At 60.9% G+C, this 18,523-nt stretch carries 12 protein-coding genes, 3 tRNA genes and 3 rRNA genes; 9 read left to right on the forward strand and 9 right to left on the reverse strand.

Translation table 11 applies throughout. The features are described from left to right. Window positions 1-140 precede the first annotated feature (140 nt). From C3Y92_RS13515 to C3Y92_RS13530, 4 genes are all read left to right on the forward strand, one after another. Window positions 141-235: transfer RNA gene (locus C3Y92_RS13515), tRNA-Ser, on the forward strand. 400 nt (window positions 236-635) lie between these two features. Next, a complete protein-coding gene (locus C3Y92_RS13520; protein ID WP_129353358.1) occupies window positions 636-869 on the forward strand; it encodes a hypothetical protein in 234 nt (77 codons plus the stop codon). A gap of 9 nt (window positions 870-878) precedes the next feature. Next, on the forward strand, window positions 879-1,880 hold the full coding sequence (locus C3Y92_RS13525; protein WP_129353360.1) for a DUF6976 family protein: 1,002 nt from the start codon (window positions 879-881) through the stop codon (window positions 1,878-1,880). Window positions 1,881-2,147: 267 nt separating this feature from the next. After that, window positions 2,148-3,509: an APC family permease gene (locus C3Y92_RS13530; protein WP_129353362.1), complete on the forward strand. Its 1,362-nt coding sequence runs from the start codon at window positions 2,148-2,150 to the stop codon at window positions 3,507-3,509. Window positions 3,510-3,580: 71 nt separating this feature from the next. On the opposite strand, the gene C3Y92_RS13535 is transcribed toward C3Y92_RS13530, so the two are convergent. From C3Y92_RS13535 to C3Y92_RS13565, 7 genes are all read right to left on the reverse strand, one after another. Beyond that, window positions 3,581-4,219: a LysE family translocator gene (locus tag C3Y92_RS13535; protein WP_129353364.1), complete on the reverse strand. Its 639-nt coding sequence runs from the start codon at window positions 4,217-4,219 to the stop codon at window positions 3,581-3,583. A gap of 102 nt (window positions 4,220-4,321) precedes the next feature. Continuing rightward, window positions 4,322-5,020 carry a hypothetical protein gene (locus C3Y92_RS13540; RefSeq protein WP_129353366.1) on the reverse strand — a complete coding sequence of 233 codons (699 nt, stop codon included), beginning with the start codon at window positions 5,018-5,020 and terminating at the stop codon, window positions 4,322-4,324. Between the two features lie 158 nt (window positions 5,021-5,178). Further along, window positions 5,179-5,293, reverse strand: a 5S ribosomal RNA gene (gene rrf / locus C3Y92_RS13545). Window positions 5,294-5,336: 43 nt separating this feature from the next. Beyond that, window positions 5,337-8,259 (reverse strand): 23S ribosomal RNA (locus C3Y92_RS13550). A gap of 63 nt (window positions 8,260-8,322) precedes the next feature. Further along, window positions 8,323-8,398, reverse strand: a tRNA-Ala gene (locus C3Y92_RS13555). Window positions 8,399-8,406: 8 nt separating this feature from the next. After that, window positions 8,407-8,483, reverse strand: a tRNA-Ile gene (locus C3Y92_RS13560). A 70-nt stretch (window positions 8,484-8,553) separates the two neighbouring features. After that, window positions 8,554-10,102 (reverse strand): 16S ribosomal RNA (locus tag C3Y92_RS13565). Together the 16S, 23S and 5S rRNA genes with 2 tRNA genes alongside form the textbook arrangement of a ribosomal RNA operon. Before the next feature lie 797 nt (window positions 10,103-10,899). Between C3Y92_RS13565 and C3Y92_RS13570 the strand changes: the two genes are divergently transcribed. Beyond that, on the forward strand, window positions 10,900-12,456 hold the full coding sequence (locus C3Y92_RS13570) for a flagellar hook protein FlgE (protein WP_129353368.1): 1,557 nt from the start codon (window positions 10,900-10,902) through the stop codon (window positions 12,454-12,456). A gap of 165 nt (window positions 12,457-12,621) precedes the next feature. On the opposite strand, the gene C3Y92_RS13575 is transcribed toward C3Y92_RS13570, so the two are convergent. Both C3Y92_RS13575 and C3Y92_RS13580 read right to left on the reverse strand, forming a co-directional pair. Next, on the reverse strand, window positions 12,622-13,896 hold the full coding sequence (locus C3Y92_RS13575) for a CgeB family protein (RefSeq protein WP_129353370.1): 1,275 nt from the start codon (window positions 13,894-13,896) through the stop codon (window positions 12,622-12,624). A 5-nt stretch (window positions 13,897-13,901) separates the two neighbouring features. Beyond that, a complete protein-coding gene (locus C3Y92_RS13580; RefSeq protein WP_129353372.1) occupies window positions 13,902-15,173 on the reverse strand; it encodes a glycosyltransferase family 9 protein in 1,272 nt (423 codons plus the stop codon). A gap of 91 nt (window positions 15,174-15,264) precedes the next feature. Here C3Y92_RS13580 and C3Y92_RS13585 point away from each other — a divergent pair, with 91 nt between their 5' ends. From C3Y92_RS13585 to C3Y92_RS13600, 4 genes are read left to right on the forward strand one after another with little or no spacing between them, the layout of a single operon-like run. Continuing rightward, window positions 15,265-15,954, forward strand: a complete 690-nt coding sequence (locus C3Y92_RS13585) for a precorrin-2 dehydrogenase/sirohydrochlorin ferrochelatase family protein (protein WP_129353374.1) — start codon at window positions 15,265-15,267, stop codon at window positions 15,952-15,954. Next, window positions 15,941-16,810 carry a cytochrome C assembly family protein gene (locus C3Y92_RS13590; protein WP_129353376.1) on the forward strand — a complete coding sequence of 290 codons (870 nt, stop codon included), beginning with the start codon at window positions 15,941-15,943 and terminating at the stop codon, window positions 16,808-16,810. The genes C3Y92_RS13585 and C3Y92_RS13590 overlap by 14 nt, the downstream gene beginning before the upstream one ends. Beyond that, window positions 16,773-18,134, forward strand: coding sequence for a glutamyl-tRNA reductase (gene hemA, locus C3Y92_RS13595; RefSeq protein WP_129353378.1), 1,362 nt, complete (start codon window positions 16,773-16,775; stop codon window positions 18,132-18,134). The genes C3Y92_RS13590 and hemA overlap by 38 nt, the downstream gene beginning before the upstream one ends. Before the next feature lie 3 nt (window positions 18,135-18,137). Continuing rightward, complete coding sequence (locus C3Y92_RS13600; RefSeq protein WP_129353380.1) at window positions 18,138-18,473, forward strand: hypothetical protein; 336 nt, start codon at window positions 18,138-18,140, stop codon at window positions 18,471-18,473. Window positions 18,474-18,523: the final 50 nt, after the last annotated feature.

Raw genomic sequence — 18,523 nt, forward strand, 5'->3', positions numbered from 1 at the left:
TTGAGGGGGCTCGTTAATGCGAAATGGGAGCATATGCGTCTGCCCGGCCCCCTGTAAAGAGCGTATGAGGTCAAAGGCTTGGGGAAAAGCAGTTTTTTTTCTTGACCGCGGCCGGGCAAACGTTTACCTCACCTTTTTGCGGAGAGGTGGCCGAGTTGGCCGAAGGCGCTCGCCTGCTAAGCGGGTAACGGGGCTTAAACCCTGTTCGAGGGTTCAAATCCCTCCCTCTCCGCCAGATTTTTCAAAAGCCGTCCAGAAATGGGCGGCTTTTTGTTTTTCCCGCCTGACAGCGAGCAGTAAAGCCCATGTTTACTTCGTTGCCGCCCTATCCGCCTCAGAAAAGGTGTTCGGAGCAGGCTCTGGCCGGTCCGGAGAAAGCGCCCCACGCCGACACGGCAAGCCTGAACGCCGGACATGTTTTGCCTGAAGGCAGGCGAACAAATCTTCGCGATGGTTTGCAATCGACGTCACCCTGCCTTGACTATTGAATCGTTTCGCATAGGATGGAAATGCTCCATAGTCTCCGCCGAGGCGGACCTATGTTCCCGTCGACACCGAACTTTTTGCTTTCATATAAACTATTAAAATCAAGTATTTATACAACAATAGCATTCCAAACGACGAAGGAGGCAAGCATGGACGTACCCAGCAAGAGCAACAAGACATGGCAAGACATTGTAACTGGGAAAAAGACGTTCCAGTTGAAATTTCTTGCAGCCAAGATTCTGCTTGGCCGCCTTACGCGAACGGTCAAGGAAGATCCTTCGCCAAATACAATCAACAATAGCGTGGACCAGATTTACACTCTTTTCTCCAGCAACCTGAATATGCCAAGTGTTCAGGAAGATCTTAAAACTATTTTTGGCTAGGAGGGTGACATGCGGCAGACTATCTCCAGCGTATCAGATGTCAAAAAAATGATTGAATCCGGACGAAAACTTCTCCTTGCAGGCGAAGAGGAAGCCTTGCGTCAACTTCCCCAAGGCGATTGGATCGCAGGAACGATCCCTTATTTCATATCAGCAGACCATGGCGGAATGGTAAGCCGTGAATTACTAAGCGCCACGGACATCACCGATTCGGTAACTTCCATCGAAATCGTTGCCTACGACCAAAACAGCCTCGCCCGAGTGTACACCGAGGGACCAAAGCATGGGTTTAGTTTCATTGTCATCCCGGCAATGAGCAAAACCCACTTATCCTTCGCTCTCAATGCCCCCAACTACAAGGATTTTGGCATACGCCCATTAATCGGCTGGATAGCCGGGGTGCATCTCTCCGACTTAGGCAAAAAAACACCCAAGGTGATAAACGGCATCACGGGCGAGGTCCTGGAGGAAGGCGCCTTGGTACTGCAAGCCCAATTGCCCGAGGGCAAGGTTGCCGAGATCGGCATCGTGAACCTCTTTGAACAGGGCGAAGGCGACGTGCTGACCTTCACCACCGACGATTTTTCCGCCACTGACGTCATGGTCAATGGCGAAAAGCGCAACTTTGCCGCCTACATCATCAAGCACAAACTTGACACCAAACTCCCCCTTGTTGCAGACTACTACGGTGCCCTTGTCAACATCAGTTTCCAGGATGTTGACGAAGTGGAAGGTTTGGTAAAATTTTACGCTCCTGTTTTTTCAGGCATTCGCTACAAACACGCCAAGCCCGTGGTTGACTACGTCAAGGAGTTCAACGAACGGCTCAGCAAAGAATGCTCCATTGAATCCGCGCGAGTTGTTTTTTCTTGCAATTGCATTCTCAACTACCTGTATTCAGAACTCGAAGGCAAAAAAACCGACCCCTTCACCGGGCCAGTCACGTTTGGTGAAATAGCTTACCAGCTCCTCAATCAAACGCTGGTCTATCTGGAGATCATGGACGTCTAGCACGCCGCGGCCAGCGGTGACTGCATTATGACGATAGCCGTCTACAGGTGGACCGTCCTACCGACGGTCCACCTGCTTTTAGCGGCATAGATTGGGCCGCTTGCAGAACGCCACACTTTTCTGTCCCAATACGGCGCACCATCTCCGGCTGTCCCGCATAGTTGCGATGCGCATGGGAAAGAGCGCCACCCAATCGTTGCGGACACAGGCCACGAAAACCACAACGCAAGACGGCTGAAGCCTTCCCACTTCCCCCCGGAGCCTCCCATGTCGAGTTCGCCCTCTCCCGCCGCCAAGGCCGCCCCTGCACCTTCCAAACAAATGGGCCTGGCCTCGGCCATCGCCATCGGCATCGGCGGCATGGTCGGCGGCGGCGTCTACGCCATCTTCGGCTCGGCCGCCCATGTGGCCGGCTCGGCCCTGTGGCTCTCCTTCCTGGCCGGCGGGCTGGTCGCCCTGGCCACCTCCTACAACTACGCCAAACTCGGCGCGCGCTACCCCACCAAGGGCGGCGCGGTGGAATTTCTGGTGCGCGGCCTTGGCGACGGCATCGTCAGCGGCGGACTCAACATCTACATGTGGATCGGCTACGTCATCGCCCTGGCCATGTACGCCGCCGGTTTCGCCGGCTACCTCATGACCTTTTTCCCCCACACCGGCCTTCCCTGGCTGTCCAAGGCCGCCGCCGCCGGCGCGGTGCTCCTTTTTACCCTGGTCAATGTCTTCGGCGCGGCCTGGGTCGGGCGCTCGGAACTGGTGACCGTGGCCGTCAACCTAGCCGTGCTGTCGGTGTTCGCGGTCTGGGGCTGCGCCACGGCCGACTGGCAGGGACTTTCCAGCGCCGGCTGGGCCGCGCCCTCGGGCATCGCCTTTGGCGGCGGGATGCTTTTTATCGCCTACGAAGGCTTTGGACTGGTGGCCAACGCCGCCGGAGACATGGCCGATCCGCCGCGCACCCTGCCTAAGGCGCTGTATCTATCGGTGTGTTCGGTCATCGTGGTCTATCTCGGCGTCGCTTTTGCCGTGCTCGGCCATCTGCCCCTGGCCCGCATCGACGCGGCCAGCGACTATGCCCTGTCCGAGGCGGCCGGCACGTTCATGGGCAAGGCCGGTTTCACCGTCATCGCCGTGGGCGCGCTTTTCGCCACGGCGGCGGCATTAAACGCCACCCTCTACGGCGCGGCCAATGTCTGCTGGATGATCGCCAAGGACGGCGAACTGCCAACGGCCTTCGACCGCCTGCTTTGGAAGCGCGCCCCGGAGGGACTGCTCCTGACCGCCGGGCTGGTGCTGGTTTTCGTGCTGTTTTTCGATCTTTCCAGCGTGGCCATGATGGGCAGCGGCGCGTTTTTGTTTATCTACGCCGCCGTGGCCTATTCCCACCTGCGCCTACGCGCCGCCACCGGCGGCCGGCCGGCGCTCATCTGGCTGTCCATCGCCTTGTGTCTGTCGCTGCTGGGCGTGCTGGGCTCCAACATGTACGCCCACTCCCGGCCGGCGTTCTGGACCATGCTCGGGCTTTTCCCGGTTTCTTTCGGTCTGGAGTGGGGTTACCGGCGGGCCACGGGACGCCGACTCAAGGTCGGTCCGGCGTCGGGCGCGCAGGCAGGTCCGGCCGCCAAGCTGTAAATGGGGTTAAGCGGTACGGGATCAGATGCATCGGACAGGAAGCCCGATACGGCGAGAAAGGGAAGCGGACGTCAGGATTGCTCGGACAGGGCCAGCTTGACGCCAAAGGCCACGAACAAGGCTCCGGCCCCCTGGGTGAGATAGGGGCCAAGCCGCCGGGCGCGGCCAAGGCCGCCGGCGACGCGGGCCGAGGACCAGGCCAGGAGCAGATTCCAGGTCGTGCCGGTGCAGTTGAGGATGCCGCCCAGGACGGCAAAGGCCAGGGCCTTGCGCGGCGCGGCCGGATCAATGAACTGGGGCAAAAAGGCCAGGAAAAAAAGCGCCACCTTGGGGTTCAGCGCGTTGGTGAGAAAGCCTTGGACGAAAATGCCGCGATGCCGGATTTCAGGCGCCTGAGGGGTTTCCTCGGGCGCTGTCTTTTTTCGCGCGCCAAGGATCATGCGCACACCAGCATACACGAGATAGGCCGCGCCCACCAGCTTGATCACGGAAAAGGCCGTGGCCGAGGCGGCCAGCACGGCTGAGAGTCCCACGGCAGCGGCCAGGATATGCACGCAGCAGCCGGCCCCAATGCCCAAAGCAGCCGTCATGCCGGCCTTGGCCCCCTGTCCGGCGCTGCGGCTGACGACATAAATGACGTCCGGGCCGGGAGCCATGTTGAACAGGATGCCCGAGACGATAAACAGCCACAGATCGTGAATGCCAAGCATGGGAACTCCGTACGTCGCCGGGGAAAGGCGTTGAAAGCCGGCTATACCCGGCAGCGACGGCTGTCAATGCGGGGTGGCTAGGACACTGTACAGGATCAGCTGTTACTCGTCGCTCACGTACGCCAGTTCTTCGTGGCCGTCATGGGTGATGACGCCTGATTGGCGCAGCCCGAACCTTTCGATGACACGCTTGCCGTCGGGCGAGACGATGATGGCGGTCAGTCCGCGATGGGGCACGGCGGCCAGGTCTTCGCGAAACGCCCGCATGAGCGCCCGGCTTGCCTCGGTGCGGTGGAACCGGGGCAGGATGCCGATGTTATAGATATAGAGGTACTGCTCACCGGACGCGGTCTGGGGCTGGGGCGTGATCTGGCGACGATTGGTGATGGTTTGCGGCCCGTCTCGCAGGACAGCGAAGGTGCCCGGTGAAATGGGATGAAAGGCCGAGTAGCCAATAGGAAGGATGCGACAGCCTGCGCCGGCCGTCCAAAGGCGAAAGCCTTTGGGAAAGACCGTGACCGCGTGTTGGAGATGCGGGTAAGCTTCGCGGTTGGCCGGATCGGGGTAGCAGGCCCAGTCCGCCGCCAGCAGGCACAGGACGAAGCGGTTGAGGGATACCGGGTCCAGGCCCAAGGAGGCATGGGCCGCGTCCGCGGGGGAGATCGAAGCGACATTATCCACCTGAGCGTCATCGAAGTTAAGTGACGCGATACGGCGTGATTCCGGCTCCGCCCAGGCGGCCACGGCTTCTTCCTGGCGTAGGTCGGGGACAGCGTCCAACATGTTCGTGGTGCGTTCCATGAAACCTCCGTATCGCAGGAATTTCTTCTGTAATGACGGGCAACCACGGAGTCGTCAAGAAGCTCCAGTCCATGTCGTTTTGTCTGGATACTGACTGGATGCCTAAAGGCATAAAAAAAGCCCCCGATCATTTCTGATCAGGGGCTTTTGAAAAGTAGCCCTGGCGGCGACCTACTTTCCCACACAAGAATATGCAGTATCATCGGCGAAGGAGGGCTTAACTTCCGAGTTCGGAATGGGGTCGGGTGTACCCCCTCCTCTATGACCACCAGGACAAATATATAAGTTAAAATAAGGGATGGGATTCGAGTTGGCAAAAATCAAGTCGAACGGACTATTAGTACCGGTCTGCTCAAACATTGCTGCTTTTGCACATCCGGCCTATCAACCATGTAGTCTACATGGGTCCTTCAGGGAGAACTCGTCTTGAGGCAGGCTTCCCGCTTAGATGCTTTCAGCGGTTATCCTTTCCGAACATAGCTACCCTGCGATGCCGTTGGCACGACAACAGGTGCACCAGAGGTTCGTTCATCCCGGTCCTCTCGTACTAGGGACAACCCCTCTCAATTCTCCAACGCCCACGGAAGATAGGGACCAAACTGTCTCACGACGTTTTAAACCCAGCTCGCGTACCACTTTAATCGGCGAACAGCCGAACCCTTGGGACCTGCTCCAGCCCCAGGATGTGATGAGCCGACATCGAGGTGCCAAACCGCATCGTCGATATGAACTCTTGGATGCGATCAGCCTGTTATCCCCGGCGTACCTTTTATCCATTGAGCGATGGCCCTTCCATTCGGGACCACCGGATCACTAAGGCCCACTTTCGTGCCTGGTCGAGATGTCTCTCTCGCAGTCAAGCTCCCTTATGCCTTTGCACTCGACGGCTGGTTTCCAATCAGCCTGAGGGAACCTTTGCATGCCTCCGTTACTCTTTGGGAGGCGACCGCCCCAGTCAAACTACCCGCCAGACAATGTCCTCGAACCGGCTAACGGTCCGAGTTAGAAGCTTAAACAACCGAGGGTGGTATTTCAAGGATGGCTCCGCCGACGCTGGCGCGCCGGTTTCACAGCCTCCCACCTATCCTACACACGGTTGCCCAAGCTCCAATGTCAAGCTATAGTAAAGGTGCACAGGGTCTTTCCGTCTTTCCGCGGGTAGACGGCATTTTCACCGCCACATCAATTTCACTGAGTCTCTGGTCGAGACAGCGTGGAGATCGTTACGCCATTCGTGCAGGTCGGAACTTACCCGACAAGGAATTTCGCTACCTTAGGACCGTTATAGTTACGGCCGCCGTTTACCGGGGCTTCGGTTTAGAGCTTCGCTTGCGCTGACTCCACCCCTTAACCTTCCGGCACCGGGCAGGCGTCAGTCCGTATACGTCGTCTTACGACTTCGCACAGACCTGTGTTTTTAGTAAACAGTCGCCACCACCGTTTCACTGCGACCCCCCGCGGCTTATGCAGTAAATGCTTCACCATAGGGGGCACCCCTTATCCCGAAGTTACGGGGTCATTTTGCCGAGTTCCTTAACCAGAGTTCTCTCAAGCGCCTTGGGATACTCTCCCCGCCCACCTGAGTTGGTTTGCGGTACGGTCTGCTTGTGCTAAACTTAGAAGCTTTTCTCGGCAGCCTGGGATTAGTCACTTCAGTCGTAAGACACGGCATCACGTCTCGGCCTTGAAGGAGAACGGATTTGCCTGTTCTCCAAGCCTACACGCTTGCACCGGCACTTCCAACAGCCGGCTGACCTACCCTCCTGCGTCCCTCCGTCGCACACACAAACAGGTACAGGAATATTAACCTGTTTTCCATCAGCTACGCCTTTCGGCCTCGCCTTAGGGACCGACTCACCCTGGGAAGATTAACTTTACCCAGGAAACCTTGGGCTTACGGCGAACGGGTTTCACACCCGTTTTATCGTTACTTATGCCAGCATTATCACTTCCCGTTAGTCCAGCAGACTTTACAATCTGCCTTCATCCCGTCCGGGAACGCTCCCCTACCGCCTATCGTTAAGATAGGCCCGAGGCTTCGGTACCATGCTTAGCTCCGTTACATTTTCGGCGCAGGACCACTAGACCAGTGAGCTATTACGCTTTCTTTAAAGGATGGCTGCTTCTAAGCCAACCTCCTGGCTGTCAGAGCGGTCCCACTTCCTTTCCCACTGAGCATGGATTTGGGAACCTTAGCCGTCGATCTGGGCTCTTACCCTCTCGACCCTGGACCTTCGCACCCAGAGTCTGACTCCCAGACAATAAAAGAACGGCATTCGGAGTTTGATAGGGTTTGGTAATCTGGTGAGACCCCTAGCCCTTTCAGTGCTCTACCTCCGTCCTTCCTGCCTGAGGCTATACCTCAATATATTTCGGGGAGAACCAGCTATCACCGAGTTTGATTGGCCTTTCACCCCTATCCACAAGTCATCCCAATGGTTTTCAGCCCATATGGGTTCGGTCCTCCACTCGGTTTTACCCGAGCTTCAACCTGCTCATGGATAGATCACCCGGTTTCGGGTCTATCCCGCCGTACTGTTCGCCCTATTCAGACTCGCTTTCGCTACGGCTCCGGCATTTTAGCCTTAACCTCGCACGACAGGATAACTCGCTGGCTCATTATGCAAAAGGCACGCTCTCACCGGACAAGTCCGGCTCGAACCGCTTGTAGGCAATCGGTTTCAGGTTCTCGTTTCACTCCCCTCACAGGGGTTCTTTTCACCTTTCCCTCACGGTACTGGTACACTATCGGTCGCTGAGGAGTATTTAGCCTTGGAAGATGGTCCTCCCGGATTCCCACGAGATTTCGCGTGTCTCGTGGTACTCAGGTACCTCCAGCGGCACGTTCGGTTTCAGGTACGGGGCTTTCACCCTCTATGGCGCGCCTTCCCAGACGCTTCCCCTGCCTAATGATGCATCGCTTGATGGAGGCCCTACAACCCCAGACGTCCGGAGACGCCTGGTTTGGGCTCTTCCCGGTTCGCTCGCCGCTACTACGGGAATCTCTTTTGATTTCTTCTCCTGCGGGTACTGAGATGTTTCACTTCCCCGCGTTCGCCTCCCAAGACCTATGTATTCGGTCAAGGGATAACAGGACATGACTCCTGCTGGGTTTCCCCATTCGGAAATCACCGGATCAAAGCACGTTTGGCTGCTCCCCGGTGCGTATCGCCGCCTACCGCGTCCTTCATCGCCTCTCAGCGCCAAGGCATCCACCGATTGCCCTTAATTACTTGGCTTTTGCCTAAATCCCATCCCTTATTTAACTGTCAAAGATCAGTGTCGCGCACCCGTTTCTCCATTGGTGGAGGTGAACGGGATCGAACCGATGGCCTCCTGCGTGCAAGGCAGGCGCTCTCCCAGCTGAGCTACACCCCCGGTAAGCATGGTGGGCCTGGAAGGACTTGAACCTTCGACCTCACGCTTATCAGGCGTGCGCTCTAGCCACCTGAGCTACAGGCCCATCGTGTGCGCAACTTGCAAAGACGCGTGGTCCTTGCAATTAAATAGCGAGTTGGGTTTTCGTATCCATAAAAGGAGGTGATCCAGCCGCAGGTTCCCCTACGGCTACCTTGTTACGACTTCACCCCAATCATCGGCCCTACCGTAGACTCCTGCCTCCTTGCGGTTAGCCCGGAGCTTTCGGGTAGAACCAACTTTCGTGGTGTGACGGGCGGTGTGTACAAGGCCCGGGAACGTATTCACCGGAGCATGCTGATCTCCGATTACTAGCGATTCCGACTTCACGGGGTCGAGTTGCAGACCCCGATCCGGACTGGGATGGGTTTTTTGGGATTGGCTCCACCTTGCGGTCTCGCAGCCCATTGTACCCACCATTGTAGTACGTGTGTAGCCCTGGGCGTAAGGGCCATGATGACTTGACGTCGTCCCCACCTTCCTCCCCGTTGACCGAGGCGGTCTCTCTAGAGTGCCCGACATTACTCGCTGGCAACTAAAGACAAGGGTTGCGCTCGTTGCGGGACTTAACCCAACACCTCACGGCACGAGCTGACGACAGCCATGCAGCACCTGTCACCGCGCTCCCCGAAGGGCACTCCTCCTTTTCGGGAGGATTCGCGGGATGTCAAACCCAGGTAAGGTTCTTCGCGTTGCATCGAATTAAACCACATACTCCACCGCTTGTGCGGGCCCCCGTCAATTCCTTTGAGTTTCAGCCTTGCGACCGTACTCCCCAGGCGGGATGCTTAATGCGTTAACTGCGGCACCGAAGATCGCTCCCCGACACCTAGCATCCATCGTTTACAGCGTGGACTACCAGGGTATCTAATCCTGTTTGCTCCCCACGCTTTCGCGCCTCAGCGTCAGTACCTGTCCAGGTGGCCGCCTTCGCCACCGGTGTTCCTCCGGATATCTACGGATTTCACTCCTACACCCGGAATTCCGCCACCCTCTCCAGGACTCAAGCCTCCCAGTTTCGAACGCAGTTCCTCGGTTGAGCCGAGGGCTTTCACGTCCGACTTAAAAGGCGGCCTACGCGCGCTTTACGCCCAGTGATTCCGATTAACGCTTGCACCCTCCGTATTACCGCGGCTGCTGGCACGGAGTTAGCCGGTGCTTCCTTTGGAGGTACCGTCAGTTCCAGGGCTTATTCAGACCTGGAAGGTTCTTCCCTCCCGACAGAGGTTTACGACCCGAAAGCCTTCTTCCCTCACACGGCGTCGCTGCGTCAGGGTTTCCCCCATTGCGCAATATTCCCCACTGCTGCCTCCCGTAGGAGTCTGGACCGTGTTTCAGTTCCAGTGTGGCTGATCATCCTCTCAGACCAGCTACCCATCGTAGCCTTGGTGGGCCATTACCCCGCCAACAAGCTAATGGGACGCGGACTCATCCAGATACGACAGCTTGCAAGCAGAGGCCGCCTTTCCCCCAACCGAAATTGGAGCGTATCCGGTATTAGCGGCAGTTTCCCGCCGTTATCCCGAATATCTGGGTAGATAATCCACGCGTTACTCACCCGTGCGCCGCTCTACTCAGGGACCGAAGTCCCCTTTCTCGCACGACTTGCATGTGTTAAGCACGCCGCCAGCGTTCAATCTGAGCCAGGATCAAACTCTCCAGTTTAAATCCTTATGAGCTGAAACCTAAGTATGCGTTGCCGCATCTTAAGCATGGCTTACAGAAATCACCCAACTCGCTATTTAATTGTCAAAGACCGCGTTGCTTCGCCCGCCGTTGCCGGCGGTCAGCAGGAAGCGGCAACCTACGCTGCCCTCTATCCCGCGTCAAGCACTTTTTTTCAAAACCCGCCGACTCGTTTGTCGGCGGCCGCTCTCCGGTTTCCCGAAGCGGAGGGCGTATCTACGCGTCCCCGTCCGGACCGTCAAGCACTTTTTTTTCAATCACCGTTTCGCCCGTTTGGCGACCCGGCCGCGTTGCCGTTTTTCGCAGCGCGGAGGGAGCTTCTACGCATCCCCGCGCGGCCCGTCAACACTTTTTTTCACTCAACCCGAAGCACCGTTGTCCTTCGGTCCGCGTCGCCGGTTTCCGTCGGCGCGGAGGAGCGTGTCTACGCTCGCCCGCCCGGCCCGTCAACGCTTTTTTTCAATCCCGCCCAGGTTTCTTGCGACCCCCGGTCGGGCCCGGCGCGGTTTCCCGCAGCGCGGACTTTCAGGATTACTCGCCCTGCCGCCTGATTGTCAACTGCCTTTCATCCATTTGCCGCAAATGGCTCATCGCCAGTTGGCCCGGCATGTGCAACTTCCGCCGGCAAGCGGCAAGGTTTGCCCCTTGCCGCGCTTGAGACGAGGGACCAAACGGCTTTGGCCGGCCTTCTTGGAAACCCCGAGAGGGCAACCCTCGACATGCGCCCCGGCCCCGACCGGCAATTCCTGCCGCCACGGCAGCAAGGAAGGACGACTATGAGCTCGATCTGGACAGGCGTGAGCGGACTGCTCACATACAGCCAGGGCATCGCCACCACCGGCAACAACCTGGCTAACGTCAATACCGTGGGCTACAAGTCCTCGCGGATGCTTTTTGCCGACATGATCAGCACCATGGCCGGCGGCACTTCCGACGGCAGCCAGATCGGCACCGGCGTCCAGGTCGGCTCCATCGCCTTGCAGACCTCCGTGGGCAGCCTTCAGGACGCCAGCAATTCCACCGACCTCGCCATTACCGGCGAGCGTGGTTATTTCATCGTCAAGGACGCCGCCAACGACAAGACGTATTATACCCGGGCCGGCGACTTCAATTTCGACAAAAACGGCAGCCTCATGTCCGCTACAGGCTGCAATGTCCAAGGCTGGGCCGTGGACCAGGACGCCATTCTCAAGGCCAAGCGCAACAATGTTATTTTATCTGAAGTGCCAACAACGGGTACTGTTACCGACATTACTATCAAAGATTTTACTATAGATCCGCAAGCCACGGGAACCATGGAGGTCGTCACCAACCTCGACAGCCAAAGCAGCGTTGGGGAACTCGACGCCACCGACCCGTATTTCACCATGTTCAAGAACTATGACGCCACCAACGACACGCCCGTGGCCGACTCCGACTATCAGGCGACCATCAAGATTTACGATTCCGATGGCGTGGCCCACACGGCCACGGTCTACTACTCCAAGACCAGCGACAATTCCGGCAAGGAATACTGGGAATACATGGTGACTGTGCCTCCCGAAGAGGACGGCAGCGCCACGACCTCTGGCACGACCAAGGCCGGCGTGCTCATGGTCGGCACTCTGACCTTCTCCGCCCAGGGCGTGCTGGAAAACCAAACGGCGTTCACCCCAAACGGCAGCGACCCCACGAGCCTGTCCAACTGGACCCAGGCCAGCCTGACGTCCTCGGGCGTGCCGGAGTTTTCGGCCACGTTCAAGTCCGCCTCCAACGGCTCGGCCCTGCCCTCCCAGACCATCGCTTTCAAGACAGGGCTGTCGTCCACCGACGGCAGCTGGAATTCGGGCAGCGCCGCCAATGCCGGGGCCATCGGCACGCAAGCCTCCCTCAACCTCGGCTACAACCCCTCCGCCACCCTAAACGCGGTCTACTGCACCACGAACTACGCCACCTCGTCTTATACTCAGACATCCCAGCAGGATGGCTACGCCAAGGGCGAGATGACCGCCACCAACGTGGATGAAAACGGCGTTTTGTGGGGGAGCTTCACCAACGGCCAGACCAAGGCCCTCTACGTTCTGGCCCTGGCCGACTTCACCAACCCCACCGACCTCTACCGCAACGGCAACAACCTGCTCACGCCCACGACCGAATCCGGCAAGGCCTCCGTCGGCCGGGCCAATTCCGGTGTTTTTGACAGCATTGCCGGCAATACCCTGGAGTCGTCCAACGTGGACATGGCTTCGGAGATGGTCAACCTCATCGTCAACCAGCGGGCCTTCCAAGCCAATTCCAAGGTGGTGACCACGGCCGAGTCCCTCATGGAGACGGCCTTGCAGATCAAGAAGTAGGTTCGGGATCGGGCCGGCCCCGCGCCGGGCGGCAAGGGGATCGCGACCGGCGGGACGGTGAGGCTTGGTCGGAACGTCAGGCGCACACCCCCCGGGCACGACAGCGGCGCGGCCGACAAGCCGCCCGCCTCGCCTTTCCCGGCGACGAAGCGTGACCGCACGCCCCTAGCCGCCGTACTGGCGTTTCCACTCGTCCAGAAACAGCAGCGACGTCTCCAGCGGCGTCAGTCGCCCCTGGCGCAGGCGCACGGCGGCGATAAGATCGGCAAAGCCCACGTCGGCCGGCAGCGACAGTTCGCCAAGCAGCGCCGCCGTCTCGCCGCGAAGCGGTTCGGGAAGCACGGCCAGGGCCGCCTCGGCCCCCGCCCGCTCGACCGGCCAGCCGGGAAAGCGTTCGGCCACGAATCCCAGCAGATGTTCCATGCGCATGACATAGGTGTGCTCGGCCAGAGCCCGGGTCCTGGCCCGTTCGGCCAAGGCGGCGCGCTCTTCGTGCCTATTAAGGTAATAAGCCAGCTTTTCCCGAAGCTCTCCCATGGTGGCAAACCGGGCCAGTTCGTTCTCGGTAAAAAGCTCGGGCAACAGCGCCCGGTCGCTGACGAGTTGAAAAGCCCCGCATAGGGCCAGCTCGAAGGTGCGCGGATTGACGAAATCCCCGGTCGGCACCAGCTCGCGCGGGTTGATGCTGGAGTGGAGGTTGAGGTTGACCACGGCGGCGTTGAAGATCTTGACCGATTCCTCGGTGGTGACGCGACGCCCGCCCAGGCGAATCCTGTCCGACAGGGCCGGGTCGCCGTCCCAGTCGCTGCCGAAGATGCCGAGATCGAAATCGAGCAGCTGGGCAAAGGCCAGCCGGCGGTTGGGATAACCCGCGCCCATGAACGACACGCCCGCGCCGAACGTGCGCCGCTCCACCGGCGAAAGGTCCAAGGGGCGGTGCACGGCCGGATCGGCGGCCATGGGCAGGTAGAGGACGTTCTCTTGGCCCACGGCGGCCAGGCGTTCGGGGAAAGGCTCCTTCTGAATGACCGCGAAGGCGTCGTAGTACGGGGCAAAGGCTTCCCAATAGGTGAAGAGGCGGAAGTCCTCCACGAACCACATGGCCGTTTTCACGCCGTCGCGGCGCAGGCGCTTTAAGGCCTGGCGCGACAACGGCGCCTGGGCCAGGGCCAGGACCAGATCGGGCTCGAAGGTCTCGACCTTGGCGCAGATGGCCTGGGAGACCACCTGGAGGAAGCTGTTTTCCAGGTATTCCAGGCGGTCGGCCGTGACCCGCAAGTCTTTCAGAGCCGAAAACGCGCCGTAAAAGTCCGGGGCCTCGAAGGCCTCGGCCACATGGCCAAGCTCCCGCAGGGCCGACAGGCAAAATCGCCCCACCGGCAGCGAGCCGCCGTACATAGGCAGCACGACCAGAACCCGCAGTACGCCGTGACCAGCCATAGGCCCTACTCCTCTCCGACCGCGTCCCGCCCGGGCGGCGGCAGCATCCAGTCCGTTTCCAGAAAAAAGCGTTCGGCCAGGCCCGCCTCGGGCGTCCCCTGGGCCAGGGCCGCGTCCTCCCCGGCCAGATGGCGGGCGGCAAAGGCCCGAAACGCCCGGCGGCCAGCCTCGGACGTATCCTGGCCGCGCTCCAGGCGGCACACCGCCCCCAGGCCGTCGCAGTCGGTGCGGAAAAGCGCCAGCCCGGCCGGGGCCCCGGCCTTGGCCGAACCGCCGAGCAGCCGCAACAAGGCGGGATCGGCAAAAGGCAGCCGGCAGACATGGCCCTTGTCGCAGGGGACCGACTCCAGGCAGGGCGCGCAGGCAACCACCGACTGCCAGACCTCGTGCCCCACGCCGTAAGGGCCGGTCTCGTGGCACCAGGCCGAGGACAGGAAAAAGGCGGTCACCGGCACGCCGTGAAAGGCGGCCAGGTGCATGGCCCCGGTGTCGGGCGTGAGCAGCCGGTCCAGGCCTGCGACCACCTCGCTGAGTTCGCCAAGTCCTGTTCGGCCGGTCAGGTCCTGGCAGGCCGAAGCCGTTGCCGGGTCGAGCTGTTTGACAAGCGCCCGGGCCTCGGAGGCCTGGGCGGCGGTGCCGAGCAGCGTCAGCCGCTGTGCCCCGCTGGCCCGAAACGCCGTGCGCACGATGGGGGCCAGGATTTCCGGCGGCAGGGAACGTCGGGCCATGCGGCCGGCCAGGGCCACGCCAAGCCCGCCGCCGCGCGGCGCGGCCGGCGGATTGACCAGGGCGGCAGGCAGGGGAGCGTCATCAAGATGGGCCCAGATGTCGGCCAGATTGAGCCCGGCCGCCCGGCGCTCCCGGGTCAGGCGAAAGACCAGCCGCAGGAGCCGGTCCTTGTCGGGCTGGCCGGAGAACTGGCGGTAGCCGCGCTGGACCTCGGGCGGGAAAAGCGCCGAGATCGCCATGCCCAGGGGCGAGAAATTGAGGCAAAAGACCTGGTCAAAGGGGATGGCCGCAAGCTCGCCGCAGGCCCGGCGCACGGCCAGGGCTACGGCGGCCGGAGCGCGCCCGGGACCGGCATGGGCCGGCAGGGCGTGGACCCGGGCATGGGGATAGAGCCGGCCGGCCAGGGCGGCCAGGGAAGCGTCCACGGCCAGATGGACCTCGCCGCCCGAGCCGTCCGCCCCGATCTGGGCGAAAAGGCCGGCCAGAAGCCGCCGGGTCTGGAGCAGGTCGCCCAGACGGGCCAGTTGCAAGACGAGAAATCGTGCCATGGACATTCCGCCGGGTGGTCACGAATCCGAAGGATTCATGTGAAAAAAAGCCCTTTTCGGTCCAAGTGTTCTTCTGCTATAGGAGCCTTCCATGCGGTATTATCCTATTTACGTCAATCTGCACGGCAAGCGCTGCCTGGTGGTGGGCGCGGGCCAGGTCGGACGGCGCAAGATCGCCACCCTGGCCGAATGCGGGGCCGAGGAAATCCTCGTCATCGACTTGGCTGCGGCCGAGGCCTGCGCCGAGCTGTTGTCGCATCCGGCAGTGGTCTTCGCCTGCCGGCCCTATGAGACGGCCGACCTCGACGGCCGGTTTCTGGTCATCGCCTCCACCGACGACGAGGCGCTTAACTGGCGCATCAGCCGGGAGTGCGCCGAGCGCGGCATTCCCTGCAACATCGTCGATCAGCCGGAAAAATGCAGCTTCATCGTGCCGGCGCTGTTTACCCAGGGCGACCTGACCGTGGCCATCTCCACGGGCGGCTCCTCACCGGCCCTGGCCCGCAAGATCCGCCAAGGCCTGGGCGAATTTCTCGGCTCGGAATACGGGGCGCTGCTTATCCTCATGAGCCGGCTGCGGCCCATGGTGCTGGGGCTGGGCCTGGGATCGCCGGCCAATTCCAAGCTTTTCCGGGAGCTGGTCAACTCCCCCCTGCTCGAAGCCCTGGAACAGGCCGACGCCGCCCGGGCCGAAACCATCCTCCGGGACATCTTGCCCGCCACGCTTCACGGCGAGGCGGCCGGACTTGTTGCGGGAGCCCTTGCCCATGCCGGCGCTTAACATCGTTTTTCTGCTGGTCGTGGCCGGCTACCTGCTGGGCGCGGCGGCCTATCTCCTGGGCGTGGTCACGGCCAGGCAGCCGCTGCGGCGAGCCGGACGCTGGCTGACCCTTATCGGCTTTGCCTGCCACACCCTGGATCTCGTCATGCTCCTGGGCATCGAGGGCGGCATGGCCTTTTTGTCCGGGGAATTCTATTTCAATCTGCTGGCCTGGAGCGCGCTAGCCATCTGCCTCTTTCTCTGGTGGCGGCTGCGCCTGGGGATGCTGGGGCTTTTGGCCTCGCCCCTGGCCCTGTTCCTCTTTCTGTCCTCCCAGGCGGTCACGGCGGCCCGGGTGCCCCTGCCCAAGGCTTTGGGCGGGCTCTTTTTCGGGCTGCACATCGGTTCGCTTTTCCTGGCCATCAGCCTGCTGGCCATGGCCTGCGGGGCCGGAGCGGCCTACCTGTACCTGGAACGCAAGATCAAGACCAAGGAGAGGCTCGGCGGGTTCGCCAAGGCCCTGCCGGCTCTTTCCACCTGCGATACGGTCAATCGGTGGGCGGTGGCCGCCGGTTTTCCCCTCTACACCCTGGGACTGCTGTCCGGCTTCGTGTGGGCCAAGCTCACCTGGAACCGCATTTTCTCCTATGATCCCAAAGAAGTGACAGCTATCTGCATCTGGCTGCTCTTCGCCTTCCTGTTCCACCAGCGTCTGGTGCTGGGCTGGCAGGGGCGCAAGCCCGCCCGTATGGCCATCTGGCTGTTCGGTCTTACCCTTGTGTCCATGCTGGTCATCAATTTCTTCATGCCCACTCACCACAGCTTTGCGCGATATATCGATGGAGCAGCAGATTTACCTGTTTGGCCTCAACCATAAGACCGCCGGAGTGGAGGTTCGGGAAGCGTTCGCCTTGGGCGAGCGGCCGAAACTCGGCGAGCTTTTGGTTGGAGGCGAGGCCCGCGTGCGCGAGGCATTGGTGCTTTCCACCTGCAACCGGGTGGAAGTGCTGGTGGTCGACCCCGTGGGGCGCGATCCCAAGGCGGCGGTGTTGGCGGCCTGGGCCGGCCAGTGCGGCCAGGACCCGGCCCTTTTGGCCCCGCATCTGTATGCCCACCAGGGCATGGCCGCCGTGGACCACCTGTTTTGCGTGGCCTCGGGGCTTGACTCCCTGGTGCTTGGCGAACCGCAAATACTCGGGCAGCTCAAGGCCGCCTACCGCCACGCCGTGGCCGGCCGCACCGCTGGCGTCATCATCAACCGGCTGTGCCACAAGGCTTTTTCCGTGGCCAAAAAGGTGCGCACGGCCACCGGCATCGGGGCCAGCGCCGTGTCCATCAGCTACGCGGCCGTGGAACTGGCCAAGCGCATCTTCGGCGAGATGGCCGGCAAGAAGGCCATGCTGGTCGGGGCCGGCGAAATGGCGGAGCTGGCCGCCATGCATCTGCTCACCTCCGGGGTGTCGGAGATTTTGGTGGCCAACCGCACCTATGCCCGGGCCGAGGAACTGGCCGGACGCTTCAAGGGCCGGGCCGTGGCCTTTGAGGAGTTCGTTTCGCGCCTGCACGAAGTGGACATCGTCATCAGCTCGACAGGCGCGCCCCATGTGGTCATAAGGGCCAAGGACGTGCGGGCCGTGCTCAAGGCCAGACGCCACAAACCGATGTTTTTTATCGATATCGCGGTGCCTCGCGACATCGATCCGGACATCAACAGCCTGGACAACGTCTATCTGTACGACATCGACGACCTGCAGGAAGTGGTGGAGGAAAACCTGGCCCAGCGCCGGGAGGAGGCCGCCCGGGCGAGGGACATCATCGGCCTTCAGGTGGAGCGTTTCGGCGAATGGGTGAAGTCGCTGGACGTGAAACCCACCATCGTGGACCTGCTGGACGTCGGCGCCTCCCTGGCCCGCCAGGAGCTGCAAAAGACCTTGCGGCGACTGGGGCCGGAGGTTCCCGAGGAAACCCGGGCGGCCCTGGAAACCATGGCCCTGTCCATCAGCCGCAAAATGCTCCACGAACCCATCGCCTTTCTCAAGCGGCGGGCCAAGGAGGAGCACGGCGAGCGGTTCGTGGACCTCACCCGGCGCATGTACAATCTGGACCGCGAGAAAGTCCCAACGGACGCGCACGCGGACCGCAAACCGCCGAATTTCGCGGAGACGTCCGACGATTTCGACGTGACCGATGCAAGCGAGTAACCCATGCGATCCTATCTGATCGACGAAGTGTCCGCCGAGAACATGGAGCGGATCGAGCAGCACCTGACGGAAAAAGGCTTCAAGGGCCCCCTGGACCACATCTACTACATCCCCTTTCCCCAGGAGATGCTCAACGACGAGCAGCAGCAGCACTACGGCGAGTGCGGCCCGTACATGCTCGTGCTGGAAACCGGACGCAACTGGCTCAAGCTCGAACTCCTCGTGCGCGGACGTGGGAAGCTGCGCTGTTCCTGCATCAGCTACTGTACCCCGGAACAACGGCAGCAAATGATCGACTTCCTGGACAACTTCATTCGGGAACTCGACATTCCGATCTAGCCCAACGCCACGTCGTCCCCTTTCGCATTCTGGGCGTCCCGGCCGCGCCC

The organism is Solidesulfovibrio carbinolicus (assembly GCF_004135975.1).
Taxonomy (GTDB): Bacteria; Desulfobacterota; Desulfovibrionia; order Desulfovibrionales; family Desulfovibrionaceae; genus Solidesulfovibrio; species Solidesulfovibrio carbinolicus.

Excerpts from the sequence above, each read along its gene's own strand:
- C3Y92_RS13520 (WP_129353358.1), top strand. The coding sequence starts at position 636 with ATGGACGTACCCAGCAAGAGCAACAAGACATGGCAAGACATTGTAACT.
- C3Y92_RS13525 (WP_129353360.1), top strand. The coding sequence starts at position 879 with ATGCGGCAGACTATCTCCAGCGTATCAGATGTCAAAAAAATGATTGAA.
- C3Y92_RS13530 (WP_129353362.1), top strand. The coding sequence starts at position 2,148 with ATGTCGAGTTCGCCCTCTCCCGCCGCCAAGGCCGCCCCTGCACCTTCC.
- C3Y92_RS13535 (WP_129353364.1), bottom strand. The coding sequence starts at position 4,219 with ATGCTTGGCATTCACGATCTGTGGCTGTTTATCGTCTCGGGCATCCTG.
- C3Y92_RS13540 (WP_129353366.1), bottom strand. The coding sequence starts at position 5,020 with ATGGAACGCACCACGAACATGTTGGACGCTGTCCCCGACCTACGCCAG.
- C3Y92_RS13570 (WP_129353368.1), top strand. The coding sequence starts at position 10,900 with ATGAGCTCGATCTGGACAGGCGTGAGCGGACTGCTCACATACAGCCAG.
- C3Y92_RS13575 (WP_129353370.1), bottom strand. The coding sequence starts at position 13,896 with ATGGCTGGTCACGGCGTACTGCGGGTTCTGGTCGTGCTGCCTATGTAC.
- C3Y92_RS13580 (WP_129353372.1), bottom strand. The coding sequence starts at position 15,173 with ATGGCACGATTTCTCGTCTTGCAACTGGCCCGTCTGGGCGACCTGCTC.
- C3Y92_RS13585 (WP_129353374.1), top strand. The coding sequence starts at position 15,265 with ATGCGGTATTATCCTATTTACGTCAATCTGCACGGCAAGCGCTGCCTG.
- C3Y92_RS13590 (WP_129353376.1), top strand. The coding sequence starts at position 15,941 with ATGCCGGCGCTTAACATCGTTTTTCTGCTGGTCGTGGCCGGCTACCTG.
- hemA (WP_129353378.1), top strand. The coding sequence starts at position 16,773 with ATGGAGCAGCAGATTTACCTGTTTGGCCTCAACCATAAGACCGCCGGA.
- C3Y92_RS13600 (WP_129353380.1), top strand. The coding sequence starts at position 18,138 with ATGCGATCCTATCTGATCGACGAAGTGTCCGCCGAGAACATGGAGCGG.